The organism is Kribbella sp. NPDC050820, assembly GCF_040653975.1.
Classification (GTDB): domain Bacteria; phylum Actinomycetota; class Actinomycetes; order Propionibacteriales; family Kribbellaceae; genus Kribbella.
Genome location: NZ_JBFAHB010000058.1, coordinates 18,013 through 32,481, shown reverse-complemented (window position 1 = coordinate 32,481; position 14,469 = coordinate 18,013). Strand labels below are relative to the sequence as shown.

14 protein-coding genes are annotated in these 14,469 nt (G+C 69.6%); 10 read left to right on the top strand and 4 right to left on the bottom strand.

Translation table 11 applies throughout. The annotated features are described in order from the left end of the window. Positions 1-49 precede the first annotated feature (49 nt). Positions 50-610, top strand: coding sequence for a dihydrofolate reductase family protein (locus tag AB0H36_RS35265; RefSeq protein WP_360533929.1), 561 nt, complete (start codon positions 50-52; stop codon positions 608-610). Here AB0H36_RS35265 and AB0H36_RS35260 read toward each other — a convergent pair. Both AB0H36_RS35260 and AB0H36_RS35255 read right to left on the bottom strand, forming a co-directional pair. Further along, positions 603-1,508, bottom strand: coding sequence for a M56 family metallopeptidase (locus tag AB0H36_RS35260; protein WP_360533926.1), 906 nt, complete (start codon positions 1,506-1,508; stop codon positions 603-605). The genes AB0H36_RS35265 and AB0H36_RS35260 overlap by 8 nt on opposite strands. Then, a complete protein-coding gene (locus AB0H36_RS35255) occupies positions 1,505-1,891 on the bottom strand; it encodes a BlaI/MecI/CopY family transcriptional regulator (RefSeq protein WP_360533923.1) in 387 nt (128 codons plus the stop codon). Before AB0H36_RS35255 ends, AB0H36_RS35260 begins: the two co-directional genes overlap by 4 nt. An 83-nt stretch (positions 1,892-1,974) precedes the next feature. Here AB0H36_RS35255 and AB0H36_RS35250 point away from each other — a divergent pair, with 83 nt between their 5' ends. The 8 genes from AB0H36_RS35250 to AB0H36_RS35215 are packed head-to-tail and all read left to right on the top strand — an operon-like array spanning position 1,975 to position 11,883. Then, positions 1,975-3,396, top strand: coding sequence for a cytochrome ubiquinol oxidase subunit I (locus AB0H36_RS35250; protein WP_360533920.1), 1,422 nt, complete (start codon positions 1,975-1,977; stop codon positions 3,394-3,396). Between the two features lie 13 nt (positions 3,397-3,409). Then, complete coding sequence (gene cydB / locus AB0H36_RS35245; RefSeq protein ID WP_360533917.1) at positions 3,410-4,420, top strand: cytochrome d ubiquinol oxidase subunit II; 1,011 nt, start codon at positions 3,410-3,412, stop codon at positions 4,418-4,420. After that, a complete protein-coding gene (gene cydD / locus AB0H36_RS35240) occupies positions 4,417-6,042 on the top strand; it encodes a thiol reductant ABC exporter subunit CydD (protein WP_360533914.1) in 1,626 nt (541 codons plus the stop codon). The genes cydB and cydD overlap by 4 nt, the downstream gene beginning before the upstream one ends. Beyond that, a complete protein-coding gene (gene cydC, locus AB0H36_RS35235; RefSeq protein WP_360533911.1) occupies positions 6,039-7,661 on the top strand; it encodes a thiol reductant ABC exporter subunit CydC in 1,623 nt (540 codons plus the stop codon). The genes cydD and cydC overlap by 4 nt, the downstream gene beginning before the upstream one ends. Before the next feature lie 43 nt (positions 7,662-7,704). Next, complete coding sequence (gene ftsY / locus AB0H36_RS35230; protein ID WP_360533908.1) at positions 7,705-8,889, top strand: signal recognition particle-docking protein FtsY; 1,185 nt, start codon at positions 7,705-7,707, stop codon at positions 8,887-8,889. 40 nt (positions 8,890-8,929) lie between these two features. Continuing rightward, on the top strand, positions 8,930-10,231 hold the full coding sequence (locus AB0H36_RS35225) for an NAD(P)/FAD-dependent oxidoreductase (protein ID WP_360533905.1): 1,302 nt from the start codon (positions 8,930-8,932) through the stop codon (positions 10,229-10,231). 33 nt (positions 10,232-10,264) lie between these two features. Then, positions 10,265-10,675 (top strand): YciI family protein, encoded by a 411-nt coding sequence (locus AB0H36_RS35220; RefSeq protein WP_360533902.1) that lies wholly within the window; start codon positions 10,265-10,267, stop codon positions 10,673-10,675. Further along, positions 10,672-11,883, top strand: coding sequence for a sigma-70 family RNA polymerase sigma factor (locus AB0H36_RS35215; protein WP_360533899.1), 1,212 nt, complete (start codon positions 10,672-10,674; stop codon positions 11,881-11,883). Before AB0H36_RS35220 ends, AB0H36_RS35215 begins: the two co-directional genes overlap by 4 nt. Here the strand turns inward: AB0H36_RS35215 and AB0H36_RS35210 are convergent. Beyond that, entirely contained in the window at positions 11,855-12,814 is a 960-nt protein-coding gene (locus AB0H36_RS35210) for an asparaginase (protein ID WP_360533896.1), read from the bottom strand. The genes AB0H36_RS35215 and AB0H36_RS35210 overlap by 29 nt on opposite strands. 38 nt (positions 12,815-12,852) lie before the next feature. Next, the gene (locus AB0H36_RS35205; protein WP_360533893.1) at positions 12,853-13,428 is read right to left on the bottom strand and encodes an XRE family transcriptional regulator; all 576 of its coding nucleotides are present in this window, start codon (positions 13,426-13,428) and stop codon (positions 12,853-12,855) included. A gap of 80 nt (positions 13,429-13,508) precedes the next feature. Here AB0H36_RS35205 and AB0H36_RS35200 point away from each other — a divergent pair, with 80 nt between their 5' ends. Next, on the top strand, positions 13,509-14,453 hold the full coding sequence (locus AB0H36_RS35200; RefSeq protein WP_360533890.1) for an NAD(P)/FAD-dependent oxidoreductase: 945 nt from the start codon (positions 13,509-13,511) through the stop codon (positions 14,451-14,453). Positions 14,454-14,469: the final 16 nt, after the last annotated feature.

Genomic DNA, 14,469 nt, shown 5'->3' with positions numbered 1-14,469 from the left:
CGCAGTCGCGCGGGGGGAAGGCAAGCATTTCGGGTAGTACCTTGCGGGAATGAGACGGCTGATTTTCCAGGAGTACGTGACGCTCGACCTGTACGCCGCCGACTCGGACGGCGGGCTGGACTTCTCCAGCACGATCGCCGAGGAGGCCGACGTCGACAACCTGGCGTTGCTCGACACCGTGGACACCATGCTGCTCGGGGCGGAGACGTACCGGCTGTTCGCAGCGTTCTGGCCGACCGAGGCAGCGGCGGACGACCCGATCGCGCCGAAGCTCAACGCCCTGCGCAAGGTGGTCGTGTCGCGGACGCTCGACAGCGCGCCCTGGGGTGCGGACGACTCGGCGCTGGTGGTCCGGGACGCGGTCGAGGACGTGCGCGAGCTGAAGAGCGAGGAAGGCAAGGACATCATCTTGTGGGGCAGTATCTCGCTGTTCCACACGTTGCTGATCGCCGGACTCGTCGACGAGGTGCAGCTGCGTGTCTGCCCGGTGCTGATCGGCGCCGGGAAGAGCGTGTTCCCCGGTGGCGGCGAGACGCGGGTGCTGGAGCTGATCGAGGCCCGGGCGTGGGCGAACGGCGGAGCGCTGCTGCGCTACCAGCCGGCTAGCTGACCGCGTCGACGATCGCCTTCACGATCGGCGCTGCCACGGTGACGGTCGGCAGGACGAGCAGTCCGACGGCGGCGGCGTACGTCGCTGCTGCGAGCAAGGGGTAGCGCGGTTCGGGGTCGGCCAGTCGCTGGACGCGCAGCACGGTGGCTGACCTGGCTGCGGCCAGTCCGGCCTCTGGTGCGGGTGCACCGGCTAGTGCGACGAGTGCGCGGGCCAGTGGCCGCGGGCCGTTCCGGCGACGCGCGTCGTCATCGGCCAAGAGCTCCACCAACGTGCGCGCCTGCTCCAGCGCCACCTCGCTACGCACCCACCGCGGGAAGGCCTGATGCAGCGCAGTGAACGCCTCCAGCACCAGGTCATGCCGTGCCCGCAGGTGCGCCTGCTCATGCGCGAGTACGGCGTGCAGCTCGCTCTCATCGAGTCGTTCCAGCGCACCGACCGACACGACGACCCGTGCGCCGCGCAGTGCCGGCAGGCAGTAGGCGAGCGGCGTCTCCTCGGACAGCACTCGCAATCCGGGGATCAGGCCGTCCGGTGTGGCCAGTACGTCGACCAGGTCGCGGTGTCGCTTGCGACGGGCGCGCGTACCGACGGCTACTCGTCCGGCAACCCAGACGAGCTTCACCAGGACCAGTGCGGTCATGGCCAGGATCGCTGCTGCCAGGAGGTCCCGGGGCGACGACGGGTTGAAGCTGGGCTCACCCGGTTGACCGGCGGTCGAGTAGGACAGGGAGATCCCGGCGCCGAGTGCTGCCAGCACCGCCGCGATGGCGATCGCTTGCCAGAGCGCCACAGCGGCCCGGGGGATCCGGTAGGGCCACTGCGAGCGTGCCAGGAGCGCCGGCGCAGGTCCGGTCAGCACCAGGGCCAGAGCAGCGAGGAGGACGGGGGTGATCACCCCGCCCGCTCCTCCAGCCGCGCGAGCGCCTCGCGCAGGAGCTCGGCTTCCTCGTCGCTGACCTGGCCGACGAAGCGGACCAGCGCCTCGCGGCGGTCGCCGGCCCGGTCGAGGGCGTCGCGCATCAGGTCGGCGGCGAGCTCCTCGCGGGGCGCCGCGGCCCGGTAGCGCCAGGCCTTCCCGTCCCGCTCGCGTTCGGTCAGCTTCTTCTTGGCTAGCCGGTCCAGCACCGTCATCACGGTGGTGTAGGCGAGCTCACGGGTGGTCGACAGCTGTTCGTGGACCTCGCGGACGGTCAGCGCTCCCGGCGCCGCCCAGAGCTGCTCCATGACCACTCGCTCCAGGTCCCCCAAGGGCCTCGGTGCCTTCTCGTCGCTCGCCACGTGACCAGTATAACTACGCGTTGTAGTAGATCCACGCTACGATCTACTACGTCATGTCGTAGATGGCTGGGAGGACCGGCGCCGTGGAGACCCTGGATCTGGCCCGATGGCAGTTCGCGATCACCACCGTGTACCACTTCTTCTTCGTGCCGGTGACGATCTCGCTGGTCGCGATCACGGCCGGGCTGCAGACCGCGTGGTACCGCACCGGCAAGGAGAAGTACCTGCGGCTGACCAAGTTCTACGGGAAGCTGTTCTTGATCAACATCGCGATGGGGGTCGTCACCGGCATCGTGCAGGAGTTCCAGTTCGGGATGAACTGGAGCGACTACTCGCGCTTCGTCGGGGATGTGTTCGGCGCGCCGTTGGCGCTGGAGGGCCTGCTCGCGTTCTTCCTCGAGTCGACGTTCATCGGGTTGTGGATCTTCGGCTGGGACCGGCTGCCCAGGCTCGTCCACCTGGCCTGCATCTGGATGGTGGTGCTCGGCACGCAACTGTCGGCGTACTTCATCCTGGCGGCCAACTCCTGGATGCAGAACCCGGTCGGTTTCCGCTACAACGCCGACCGTGGCCGGGCCGAGCTGACCGATCTGTGGGCGGTGCTGACCAACAAGGTCGTGCTGGTCACCTATCCGCACACGATCTTCGCGGCGTTCCTGGTCGGCGGTGGGTTCGTCGCCGGCGTGGCCCTGTGGCACCTGCTGCGGCGTCCGGACGTCGATCGGGACGTGTTTCGTACGGCGCTGCGGCTGGGCGCGGTGATCGTGCTCGCGTCCGGGGTCGGGGTGGCGCTGACCGGGGACCAGCAGGGCAAGGTGATGACCGAGGTGCAGCCGATGAAGATGGCCGCGGCCGAGGCGCTCTACGAGACCGAGAAGCCGGCCTCGTTCTCGGTCTTCACCGTCGGTACCCTGGACGGGTCGCGCGAGGTCTTCTCGGTCAAGCTGCCGTACCTGCTGTCGTTCCTGGCCACCGGTGACTTCCAGGGCGAGGTCAAGGGCATCAACTCGCTGCAGGACGCCTACGAGCGGCTGTACGGGCCGGGGTCGTACAAGCCGAACATCCCGCTGACCTACTGGACCTTCCGGCTGATGATCGGGGTCGGGATGACGTCGGTGGCGATCGCGGCGTGGTTGCTGTGGACGACGCGGCGGGGCCGGGCGCCGAACCGGCGGCTGATCTGGCTGGCGCTGCCGCTGCCGCTGCTGCCGATGGCCGCGAACGCCTTCGGCTGGATCTTCACCGAGACCGGACGGCAGCCCTGGCTGGTGTTCGGGTTGTTGCCGACGGCATCGGGTGTGTCACCGGGCACGACCAGCGGCGAGGTGATCACCTCGCTGGCCGGGTTCACCGTGCTGTACGGCGTGCTGGCCGTCGTCGAGGCCAAGCTGATGTTCCGCACCATCCGGGGCGGCCTGGCCGGGACCGACGGGCCGAAGTCCGGGCCGGAGCCGCCGGACGATTCGCAGGACGAGGCGGACAAGCCGTTGTCGTTCGCCTACTGAGAGGGCTGGGGAGATGGAGCTCACGACTGTTTGGTTCCTCGCCATCGCGGCGTTGTGGGTCGGGTACTTCGTGCTCGAAGGCTTCGACTTCGGGGTCGGCATGCTGCTGCGGGTGCTCGGCCGCAACGAGCCCGAGCGGCGGGCGGTGGTCACCACGATCGGTCCGGTCTGGGACGGCAACGAGGTGTGGCTGATCGTGGCCGGCGGCGCGACGTTCGCCGCCTTCCCGGAGTGGTACGCGACGCTGTTCAGCGGGTTCTACCTACCGCTGTTCGCGATCCTGGTGTCGCTGATCCTGCGCGGCGTGGCGCTGGAGTACCGCGGGAAGCGCGACGACCTGGAGTGGCGCGGGCGGATGGACACGATGATCCTGATCGGGTCGGTCGTCCCCGCGTTCCTGTGGGGGCTCACGTTTGCGAACCTGGTCCGCGGGGTGCCGCTGGACGCCTCGTTCGAGTACGTCGGCAACCTCGGCGACCTGCTCAGCCCATTCGCCCTGCTCGGCGCCGTCGCCTTCACCGCCGTCTTCGTCGCGCACGGCGCGATCTTCCTGGCGCTGCGAACCACCGACGACCTTCGCCACCGCGCCAACCAGTTGGCGTCCCGCGCGGGTCTGGTCGCAGCGGTTCTGGTGATCGCCTTCCTCGCCTGGGCGCAGGGGATCCGCGGCGACACCGGCTCGGTGATCGTCGCGGCCGCCGCGGTGCTCGCCTTCGCCGGCGGCCTGCTGGCGAACCGGCTCCGCCGCGAGGGCTGGGCCTTCCTGGGGACGGCGCTCGCGATCGGGCTGGCAGTGACCTCGCTGTTCGCCGCGATGTTCCCGGCCGTCATGCCGTCAACACTTGATCCGGGATCAACATTGACAACAGTCAATGCCGCGTCAACGCCGTACACGTTGAAGGTGTTGACGATCATCGCCGCGATCTTCCTGCCGCTCGTGCTGCTGTATCAGGGGTGGACGTACTGGGTGTTCCGGAAGCGCATCACGGTCGAGCCGGTTCCAGTGTCGGCGCCAACCTCATGAAGCCGGTCGACCCGCGGCTGCTGCGCCGGGCGCGCGCGGCTCGGGTCTTCCTGGCCGCGTCGGTGGTGATCGGCGTTGCCAGCGGGCTGCTGATCATCGTGCAGGCCGTCTTGCTGGCGCGCGGTATCGCCGGCGTCGTCCTGCACGGTGACCCGGTCGCAGAGATCGCGTTGGGACTGGGCGTCGTCATCGCGGCTCGTGCGCTGCTGGTGTGGGCCCAGGAGGTGGTCGCGCAGCGGGCCGCGGCGGCGGTCAAGTCGACGCTGCGCAGGCAGGTGCTGGAGCATTCGCTGAAGCTCGGACCGGTCTGGTTGAGTGGTGAGCGCAGCAGCGCGCTGACAACCCTGCTGACCAAGGGCCTCGACGACCTGGACCCGTACTTCGCCCGCTACCTCCCGCAGTTGGTGCTGGCGGCAACTGTCCCCGCTGCGGTGATCGGCTGGATGGCGACCGGCGACCTGATCGCCGCAGGGACTGTGGTCGTCACCCTGCCGCTGATCCCGATCTTCATGGCTCTGATCGGCTGGGCGACTCAGGCCCACAGCAGGCGTCGTCAGCGCGCGCTGTCCGTCCTGGCGCACCACTTCGCGGACGTCGTCGGCGGACTGCCCACGCTGAAGCTGTTCGGTCGCGCGAAGGCTCAGGAGAGCGCCGTACGGCGGGTGACTGACAAGCACCGGGCTGCGTCGATGAGCAGTCTGCGGCTGGCGTTCCTGTCGTCGTTCGCGCTGGAGTTGCTGGCCAGCATCTCGGTCGCCCTGGTCGCGGTCGGCGTCGGGCTCCGGCTGGTCGAGGGACGGATGGGACTCGAGACGGCGTTGATGGTCCTGATCCTCGCGCCCGAGGCCTACCTGCCGCTCCGGCAGGTCGGCATGCACTTCCACGCCAGCGCCGACGGGGTGGCCGCCAGCGAAGAGGTGTTCCGCGTCCTGGAGACCCCACTGCCCGAGCGAGGCGACCGCACCGACGTACCGGACCTGCGAGACACCACACTGCACCTGTACGACGTGACAGTGCGATACCCGGGTCGCGACGAGCCGGCGCTGGACGGCTTCGACCTGGAGGTCCAGCCGGGCGAGGTGGTCGCCATCACTGGGCCGAGCGGTGCGGGCAAGTCGACCGTGTTCGCTGTGCTGCTTGGGTTTGTCGAGCCCGAGCGCGGGGTCGTCATTGCCGGTGGGAGTGCGGCGGACGAGTTCGAGCCGGCAGCCTGGCGGCGGCAGTTCGCCTGGGTTCCGCAGCGGCCAGGCCTGCGGATGGGCACGGTCGCGGACAACGTGCGGCTGGGGCGGCCCGCTGCGTCGGATGACGACGTGCGGTTGGCGTTGCTGGCAGCCGGGGCGAGTGAGCTCGAGCTGGCCAAGACAGTGGGGGAGCAGGGGCAGCTGCTGTCCGGCGGCCAGCAACGCCGGGTGGCGCTGGCCCGGGCGCTGATCACGGACGCGCCAGTGCTGCTGCTGGACGAGCCGACCGCCGGCCTGGACGCCGACACCGAGGCAGACGTCGTCGCAGGCCTGCGGGCCAGCGGACGGACCGTCCTGATGATCGCGCACCGGCCGGCGCTCATCGCCGCCGCCGACCGAACAGTCACCGTAGGCGCGAGAGAGCTGGTGAACGCATGACGACCGTCTGGCAGTTGGTGATGCCGGAGCGACGGATCTGGTGGCGGCTCGGGTTGGCGCTGTTGGCTGGAGTGCTGGCGGCGGGGTCGGCGGTGGCCTTGCTGGCGACCTCGGCCTGGTTGATCACGACGGCGGCGGCACAGCCCCCGGTGCTGATCCTGATGGTGGCGATCGTGGCCGTGCGGGCGTTCGGCGTCGGCCGGGGCGTGTTCCGGTACGTCGAGCGGTTGGTCGGCCACGATGCGGCGTACCGGGTGCTCGGCGAGACCCGGGCCCGCATCACGCGCCGCCTGGAGAAGCTGGCACCGGGTGGTCTCACGTCCCAACGTAAGGGCGACCTGCTGGCACGGCTCGTGCTCGACGTCGACGCAGTCCTCGACCTGTGGCTGCGGGTAGTCCTCCCTGTGGCAGCCGCCGCCGTGACTGCAACGGCAACGGTTGCCCTGCTGACTCTCCTGCTTCCGGCAGCGGGTGCAGCTGTCGCGCTGGCAGTCCTGATCGCGTGCACCGTCGTACCGCGGCTGACCGCCCAAACGGCGGCGAGAGCGGAGCGGAAGATCGCTGGGTCGCGTGGCGAGGTGGCGGCTGCGGCGACCGAGACGCTGCTGACTGCAGGCGACGTGGTGGCGTTCAACGCGGTCGACGACGTACTCGACTCCTTCAGCGCAAGCGACGCGAAGCTTGCCAACGCGGAACGACGGTCGGCCTGGAGTGCAGGGCTCGGCGGCGCGCTGCTCATGCTGTGTGTCGGCGGCGCGAGTGTGGCCGGGCTGATTCTCGGCAACACGGCGAACATCACCGGCGCGGTGTTCGCCGTACTCGTCCTGACCCCGCTCGCGCTCGCTGACGTACTCGGCGGCATCCCAGCCGCCGCACAGCTCGCTATCCGGGTACGCGCCTCCCTAGGCCGCGTGCAGGAGCTCCTGGACAGCCCGGAGCCGGTGACCGAGCCCGCAACCCCACAGCCGCTGCCGACCGGGCGTGACCTGGAGGTGAAGCTCCTGCGAGTCGGGTACGACGGTGCCGACGTACTGGACGGGTTGAGCCTGGACATGCCGGCCGCGAGCCGAGTGGTCATCACTGGCCCGAGTGGCTCGGGCAAGAGCACACTGGCCGCCGTGCTGCTGCGCTTCCTGGAGCCGCGGGCCGGTGAGGTCCTGTTGGACGGCGTGGACCTGTCCCTGCTCGAAGGTGATCAGGTGCGGACTGTGGTCGGATTGCTGACGCAGGAGAGCCACGTGTTCGACACGACCATCCGGGAGAACCTGCTGCTCGCGAAACCGGGCGCCAGCGACCTGATGCTGTGGAAGGCGCTCTACCGGGCCCGGCTCGGAGTGTTCGTCGAGAAGCTGCCGGACGGGCTGGACACGATGGTGGGCGAGCACGGCGCGCGCCTGTCCGGCGGCGAGCGGCAGCGGCTCGCCTTCGCCCGGTTGCTGCTGGCCGATCGCGACGTACTCGTGCTCGACGAGCCGACGGAGCACCTCGACGAGGAGACCGGCCGGGCCCTGCTGGACGACCTGTTCGCGGCCGCCGGTCGCCGTACCGTGGTCCTCCTCACACACCGGCCCGAGTTGGTGCCTGCTCACGTACCGCGACAGCTGGTGAGCCTGACGTGACGGATGCGGGTGGCAGGCTGGGTGTCTGTCAAGATGGGGAACCGTGTTGACTCCCCAGCTCGTTCCCCAGCTCGCCGACTCGGTTCTGATCGCCATCATCGTGGCTGCCGTGGTCCTGGTCGCCGGTACCGCCGGCCTGGTCGTCACGCGCCGCCGCCGGTCGGAGCTGCCGTCGCCCACCCCGCCCGCGCCGCTCGAGACCGCCGAGCCGAAGGTCGGTGAGGACGCCGAGGAGCCGCGCGACACGCCGACCCGGACGCTGGAGGACACCGAGCTTCCCGAGGAGCCGGTGGCGACGATCGAGAAACCCGAGTCCGCCCAGGGCCGGCTGGTCCGGCTGCGGGCCCGGCTGGCGCGGTCCCAGGGTTCGCTGGGCAAGGGCCTGCTCGCGCTGCTGTCCCGGGACAAGCTGGACGAGGAGGCGTGGGAGGACATCGAGACCACGCTGATCACCGCTGACGTCGGCGTGACGCCCACGCAGGAGCTGGTCGAGCGGCTGCGGACCCGGATGCGGGTCGAGGGCGTCGGCGGTGAGGAGGCCCGGCAGATCCTTCGCGAGGAGCTGGTCGAGCTGGTCAACCCTTCGCTGGACCGGTCGCTCAAGGTGAGCCGTAAGGAGACCCAGCCGGCCGTCGTCCTGGTGGTCGGGGTGAACGGCACCGGCAAGACCACCACAGTGGGCAAGCTGGCGCGAGTACTGGTCGCCGAGGACAAGCACGTCGTACTGGGCGCTGCGGACACCTTCCGCGCGGCCGCTGCGGACCAGCTGCAGACGTGGGGTGAGCGGGTCGGTGTGCGGACCGTGCGCGGTCCCGAGGGCGGCGACCCGGCGAGCATCGCGTTCGACTCCGTGAAGCAGGGCATCGAGGAGGAGGCGGACGTCGTCCTGGTCGACACCGCCGGCCGGCTCCACACCAAGACCGGCCTGATGGACGAGCTGGGCAAGGTCAAGCGGGTGATCGAGAAGTCCGCCGAGGTGGACGAGGTGCTGCTCGTCATCGACGCGACCACCGGCCAGAACGGCCTCACCCAGGCCCGCGTGTTCGCCGAGGTCATCGACGTCACCGGCCTGGTGCTGACCAAGCTCGACGGTACGGCGAAGGGCGGCATCGTGATCGCGGTCCAGCGCGAGTTGGGCGTCCCGGTCAAGCTGGTCGGCCTCGGCGAGGGCCCGGACGACCTGGCGCCGTTCGATCCCGAGCAGTTCGTCGACGCGCTGCTGGACTGAGCTCTCGTTCGACCTGGGCCTGATCTGATACCCAGGAGGGATGAAGCGACCGAGGATCGTCATCGTCGGAGCCGGGTTCGCGGGGTACAACGCGGCGCGCACGCTGTGCCGGCTGGCCCGTGGGCGCGCCGACATCGTGGTGGTGAACCCGACGGACTACTTCCTGTACGTCCCGCTGCTGCCCGAAGTGGCAGCCGGGATCCTCGAGCCCCGGCGGCTGACCGTGTCCCTGGCGGACACGCTGCCCGACGTCCGGCTGGTCCTCGGGGAGGTGGACGGCCTCGACCTGGACCGCCGGAAGGTCCGCTACGCCGATCCACTCGACCGGCGCGAGGAGATCGGCTACGACCGCCTGATCATCGCCGCGGGCAGCGTGAACAAGCTGCTGCCCATCCCCGGCGTCACGGAGTACGCGCACGGCTTCCGCGGCATCCCCGAGGCGGTGTTCCTGCGCGACCACCTGACCCAGCAGATCGAGCTGGCCGACGCCAGCGACAACCCTGCCGATCGGAACGCGCTGTGCACGTTCGTGGTCGTCGGAGCGGGCTACACCGGTACCGAGGTCGCTGCACACGGCGTGCTCTACACCGAGCTGCTCAAGAAGCGCCGGCCGCGCCTGCGGCACCAGCGGATGCGCTGGATGCTGCTGGACATCGCCGACCGCGTTCTGCCCGAGCTGGACGAGCGGCTCTCGCGTACGGCGGACAAGGTGCTGCGTGACCGTGATGTCGACGTACTGATGGGCACGTCGGTCGAGGAGGCCATGCACAACGGCGTCCAGCTCACCGACAAGTCGTTCGTCCCGACCCACACGCTCGTCTGGTGCGTCGGCGTACGGCCGGACCCGATGGTCGACGGGCTGGGGCTGAAGACCGAGAGGGGCCGGCTGCTCGTCGACGAGTACCTGAACGTCCCGGACCACCCCGATGTGTACGCCTGCGGCGACGCGGCCGCCGTGCCGGACCTGACCATGCCGGGCCAGTTCACCCCCACGACAGCACAGCACGCCCAGCGGCAGGGCAAGCGGGCAGCCAAGAACGTGGCGGCCGACTTCGGGACCGGTGAGCGGCAGCCGTACGTTCACCACGACCTCGGCTTCGTGGTGGACCTCGGGGGCACGCAGGCAGCCGCGAACCCGCTGCACTTCCCGCTGGCCGGCTTCCCGGCGAAGGTGGTGACGCGCGGCTACCACCTGCTCTCCATGCCCGGCAACCGGATCCGGACCGCCACCGACTGGGTGTACGACGCGGTGCTGCGCCGCCAGACCACGCAACTCGGAGTCATCCCCGCGGCCGACGTACCGCTCGAGACTGCCAGTCCGGAGCGGACCAGAAGACACTGACCTCTGCCAAGATGTGCCGGTGGAGGAGATGACATGACCAGGTTCTTGCTGCTGGTGAACATGGACGGCGGGAACGTCGACACCCCGATGCTGGAGTGGGACGAGCCGGACATGCAGGCGCACATGCAGTACCTGAGGGACCACCTGGATCGGCTGCGGGACAGCGGTGAACTGGTGGACCACCAGGCGCTGACGTGGCCCAAGCACGCCAAGGTGGTCCGCGCGGCGAGTGTGAATGCGCCGGTGGTCACCGACGGGCCGTACGCCGAGGCCAAGGAGATCCTGGCCGGCTGGGAGCTGATCGACGTCGAGTCCGAGGAGCGGGCGCTCGAGATCGCCGCCGACCTGTCCTGCGTGCCGGGACCGGATGGGGTGCCGACGCAGCAGCCGATCGAGGTCCGCCGGGTGATGGACGGCGGCGACACCGACCTCTACGACGTGTGACCAGCCGGGACCTCGAGGACCTGCTGCGTGCGCTGACGCCGCAGGTCGTCGGCGCGGTCGTCCGGTGGTCCGGTGACTTCGCCGCGGCCGAGGACGCCGTGCAGGAGGCGCTGCTGGCTGCGGCGACCACCTGGCCGCGGGACGGCACACCGGACAACCCGAAGGCGTGGCTGATCCAGGCCGCGTCGCGACGCCTGATCGACGAGGTCAGGCAGGAGCAGGCCCGGCGGCGGCGCGAGGAGCGGGCCGCGTTGCGTGAGGTGCCGCCGGACGATGTCGAGGAGCAGGACGACACCCTGCGGCTGCTGTTCCTGTGCTGCCATCCGACGCTCACGCCGGCCTCGGCGATCGCGTTGACGCTGCGCGCGGTCGGCGGTCTCACCACTGCGGAGATCGCCACCGCGTACCTGGTGCCTGAGGCAACGATGGCGCAGCGGATCAGCCGGGCCAAGCAGAAGCTCAAGGGCGCGACGTTCGAGCTGGACGCCAGCGACGAGCGGCTGCACAACGTGCTGCACGTGCTCTACCTGATGTTCAACGAGGGCTACGCGACCAGCAGCGGTCCAGAGCTGCAACGGAATGACCTGTCCAACGAGGCGATCCGCCTGACTCGGACTGTGCACGCGCTGCTTCCTGAGAACGGTCAGGTGACCGGTCTGCTCGCCTTGATGCTGCTCAGTGACGCGCGTCGGGCGGCCCGCACTGGCAAGGCGGGTGAGCTGATCCCGCTGGCGGAGCAGGACCGCACGCTGTGGAACAAGGACTACATCACCGAAGGCCTTGCGCTTGCAGTGGAAGGCTTCAGTACGCCGCCGCTGGGCGAGTACCAGTTGCAGGCCGCTATAGCCGCCCTGCACGACGAGGTGGATCGCCCGGAGGACACGGACTGGCCGCAGATCCTGGCGTTGTACGGCCTGCTGGAGGAGCTGTCCGGCAACCCGATGGTGAAGCTCAACAGGGCCATCGCAGCAGCCATGGTGCAAGGCCCTGACGCCGGGCTAGAGCTCCTGCAACCGCTGGACAAGGAGTTGGCCGGCCACTACCGCCTGGACGCCGTACGTGGGCATCTGTACGAGATGCGCGGTGACCCCGAACTCGCTGCCCACCACTTCCGCGAGGCAGCCCGCCGTACGACGAGCAAGCCGGAGCGGGACTACTTGAGCACCAAGGCGGCTGCGATTACTGGTACTGCGCGAAAGCAGCGGTGATGTCGTCGTCGGTTGCCAGCAGCAACCGGAGCAGCACGCGCGCCTTGTACGGGTCCAGGAACCCACCGTCGATCAGTCCACGCTGCAACAGGTCGGTCTCCGACCCCACCGACTTGTAGGTGTTCCGCAGTACCGAACCACCACCAGTCCGCGACGTCAGCACGACAGGCATCGCTGCAGCGAGCTCGCCCAGCACAGGAGCGAGTGCCGCGGGCGCGTGGCCGACACCGAACCCGGCGACGACCAAACCCTGGTGAGTGTTCGCCAACCCCTGCAGCAGCAGGCCGTCGTCGTCCATCGTCACTGTGTAGAGCGCTACCCGCGTCGCGTCGAGCTGGTCCGGCTCTGCCATTCCGTGTACGCCGTCCAGCCGCATCGGACGCGTGAGGACGCGGACCCGGTCCTCCACCACGTGGCCGATCGGACCGGTGTTGGGCGACACGAACGTCGCCGTACTGGTGCTGTGGGTCTTGCGCACCCACCGGGCCGCGTGGATCTCCTCCTTGAACACCACCAGGGCACCGAGGTCACGGGCAGCAGGGGAGCAGGCAACACGGGCCGCGGCCAGCAAGTTGGCCGGACCGTCCGGACCGGCGAGGGTCGGGTTGCGCATCGCGCCGGTCATGACGAATGGCTGCGGGTGCGGCCACACCTGGTCGACCAGGAAGGCCGTCTCCTCGAGGTTGTCCGTGCCCTGGGTGACCACGACGCCGGTGGCGCCGTCTGCCACCGCCTTGGACGCGGCGTCGACCAATTCGAGCATCTTCGAGGCAGTCAGGTTGGCGCTGGGCACCTTCTCGACGTCCTGGATCTCGACCGGATGACCGAGCTCGGCCAGCCCCGGTACGGCGGCGGTCAGGTCGTCTCCGGTGAGCCGGTGCGTGCCGGCCATCGAGATGGTGCCGCCCAGGGTGAACAACGCGACGCTCACAACCAGCTCCTCAGCGCTACGGACCGAACTGGCGCAGGCTACCGGGTGCGGGCCCGGACGTGCATCCGCTCGCCCTGCGGTCCGTACAGGCACAGCACCTCGGTCGGCCCGGGCCCGGGGTTGCAGAACCAGTGCGGCACCCGGCAGTCGAACTCCGCCACCTCACCCTCGCCCAGCACGAAGTCCTGGTCGCCGAGCACCAGCCGGATCCGCCCCGACAGGATGTACACCCAGTCGTAGCCCTCATGCGTCCGCTGGCTCACCTCACCGCCCGGCCAGCCCTCCGGCAGGATCTGCTTGAACGCCTGCAGCCCGCCGGGCCGCCTGGACAGCGGGATGTGCACCGTCCCGTGCCGCTTGATCGGCTTGGCGTGGATCCGTGGGTCGCCGGTCGGCGGTGCATCCACCAACTCGTCCAGCTGCACCTGGTGCGCCCGGGCGAGAGGCAGCAGCAGCTCCAGCGTCGGTCTGCGCTGACCGGACTCCAGCCGGGACAGCGTACTCACCGAGATCCCGGTGGACTCGGACAGCTGGGCCAGTGTGGTGCCCCGCTCGGCCCGCAGGCTCTTCAGCCGCGGCCCGACCGCCTCGAGTACCTCGTCGAAAGCCTCCATGCTTGCCATTCTGGCAAAGAAAGTTGTCGAAAACGAAAACCATCGCGGATCCTCGGGGGACCGAGAGAGGAGTCCAGGAGATGAAGAAGTACGACGTGATCGTGGTCGGCGGGGGCGCAGCCGGGCTGAGCGGGGCGCTGGCACTGGTGCGGTCGCGCCGGTCGGTGCTGGTCGTCGACGACGGCACCCCGCGGAACGCACCGGCCGACGGCGTGCACAACTACCTGACCCGCGACGGCGTCCCGCCGGCCGAGCTGTACGCACTCGGCCGCGACGAGGTCGCCGGGTACGGCGGTGAGTTCGCGACTGGCACCGTGACCCGGGTGCGGCGCGACGACCTGTTCACGGTCGAGCTGGCCGACGGTACGACGTACCAGGGCCGGCGGCTGCTGGTGACGACCGGGCTGACCGATGTGCTGCCCGACGTTGGTGGACTGGCCGAGCGGTGGGGACGCGACGTGCTGCACTGCCCGTACTGCCACGGGTGGGAGGTGCGCGACCAGGCGATCGGCATTCTGGCCACCACTGGGATGGCGGCGTTCCAGGCCTTGCTGTTCCGGCAACTGAGTGACGACGTCACGCTGTTCATGCACACCGCGCCGGAGCTGACCGACGAGCAGTGGGAGCAGCTCGCTGCCCGCGGAATCTCCGTAGTACAAGGGAAAGTCGAGCAGCTGGAGGTGGAGAACGACAAGCTCACCGGCGTCCGGCTGGAGGGTGGCAAGGTGATCCCGCGGGACGCGCTGGCGGTGCAGACCAGCATGCGGGCCCGTGCGGACTTCCTGGCCGATCTGGGCCTGGACATCGTCGTACAGGAGGCCAACGGCCTGGAGGTCGGCACAATCGTCGCCGCCGACCCGCAGGGCGCGACGGCCGTGCCCGGCGTCTTCGTGGCCGGCAACGTGACCGACGCGCGGGCGACCGTCATGCCGGCGGCCGCCTCCGGCCTGACGGCGGCCGGCGGCCTCAATGCGGACCTGATCACCGAAGAGACTCGCTTGGCTGTGGCCGCGCGCAGTAGTTGAGGAGTTGAATAGAGGC

Coding starts and splice junctions, on each gene's coding strand:
- AB0H36_RS35265 (WP_360533929.1), top strand. CDS start 50: ATGAGACGGCTGATTTTCCAGGAGTACGTGACGCTCGACCTGTACGCC.
- cydB (WP_360533917.1), top strand. CDS start 3,410: ATGGAGCTCACGACTGTTTGGTTCCTCGCCATCGCGGCGTTGTGGGTC.
- cydD (WP_360533914.1), top strand. CDS start 4,417: ATGAAGCCGGTCGACCCGCGGCTGCTGCGCCGGGCGCGCGCGGCTCGG.
- cydC (WP_360533911.1), top strand. CDS start 6,039: ATGACGACCGTCTGGCAGTTGGTGATGCCGGAGCGACGGATCTGGTGG.
- AB0H36_RS35225 (WP_360533905.1), top strand. CDS start 8,930: ATGAAGCGACCGAGGATCGTCATCGTCGGAGCCGGGTTCGCGGGGTAC.
- AB0H36_RS35220 (WP_360533902.1), top strand. CDS start 10,265: ATGACCAGGTTCTTGCTGCTGGTGAACATGGACGGCGGGAACGTCGAC.
- AB0H36_RS35205 (WP_360533893.1), bottom strand. CDS start 13,428: ATGGAGGCTTTCGACGAGGTACTCGAGGCGGTCGGGCCGCGGCTGAAG.
- AB0H36_RS35200 (WP_360533890.1), top strand. CDS start 13,509: ATGAAGAAGTACGACGTGATCGTGGTCGGCGGGGGCGCAGCCGGGCTG.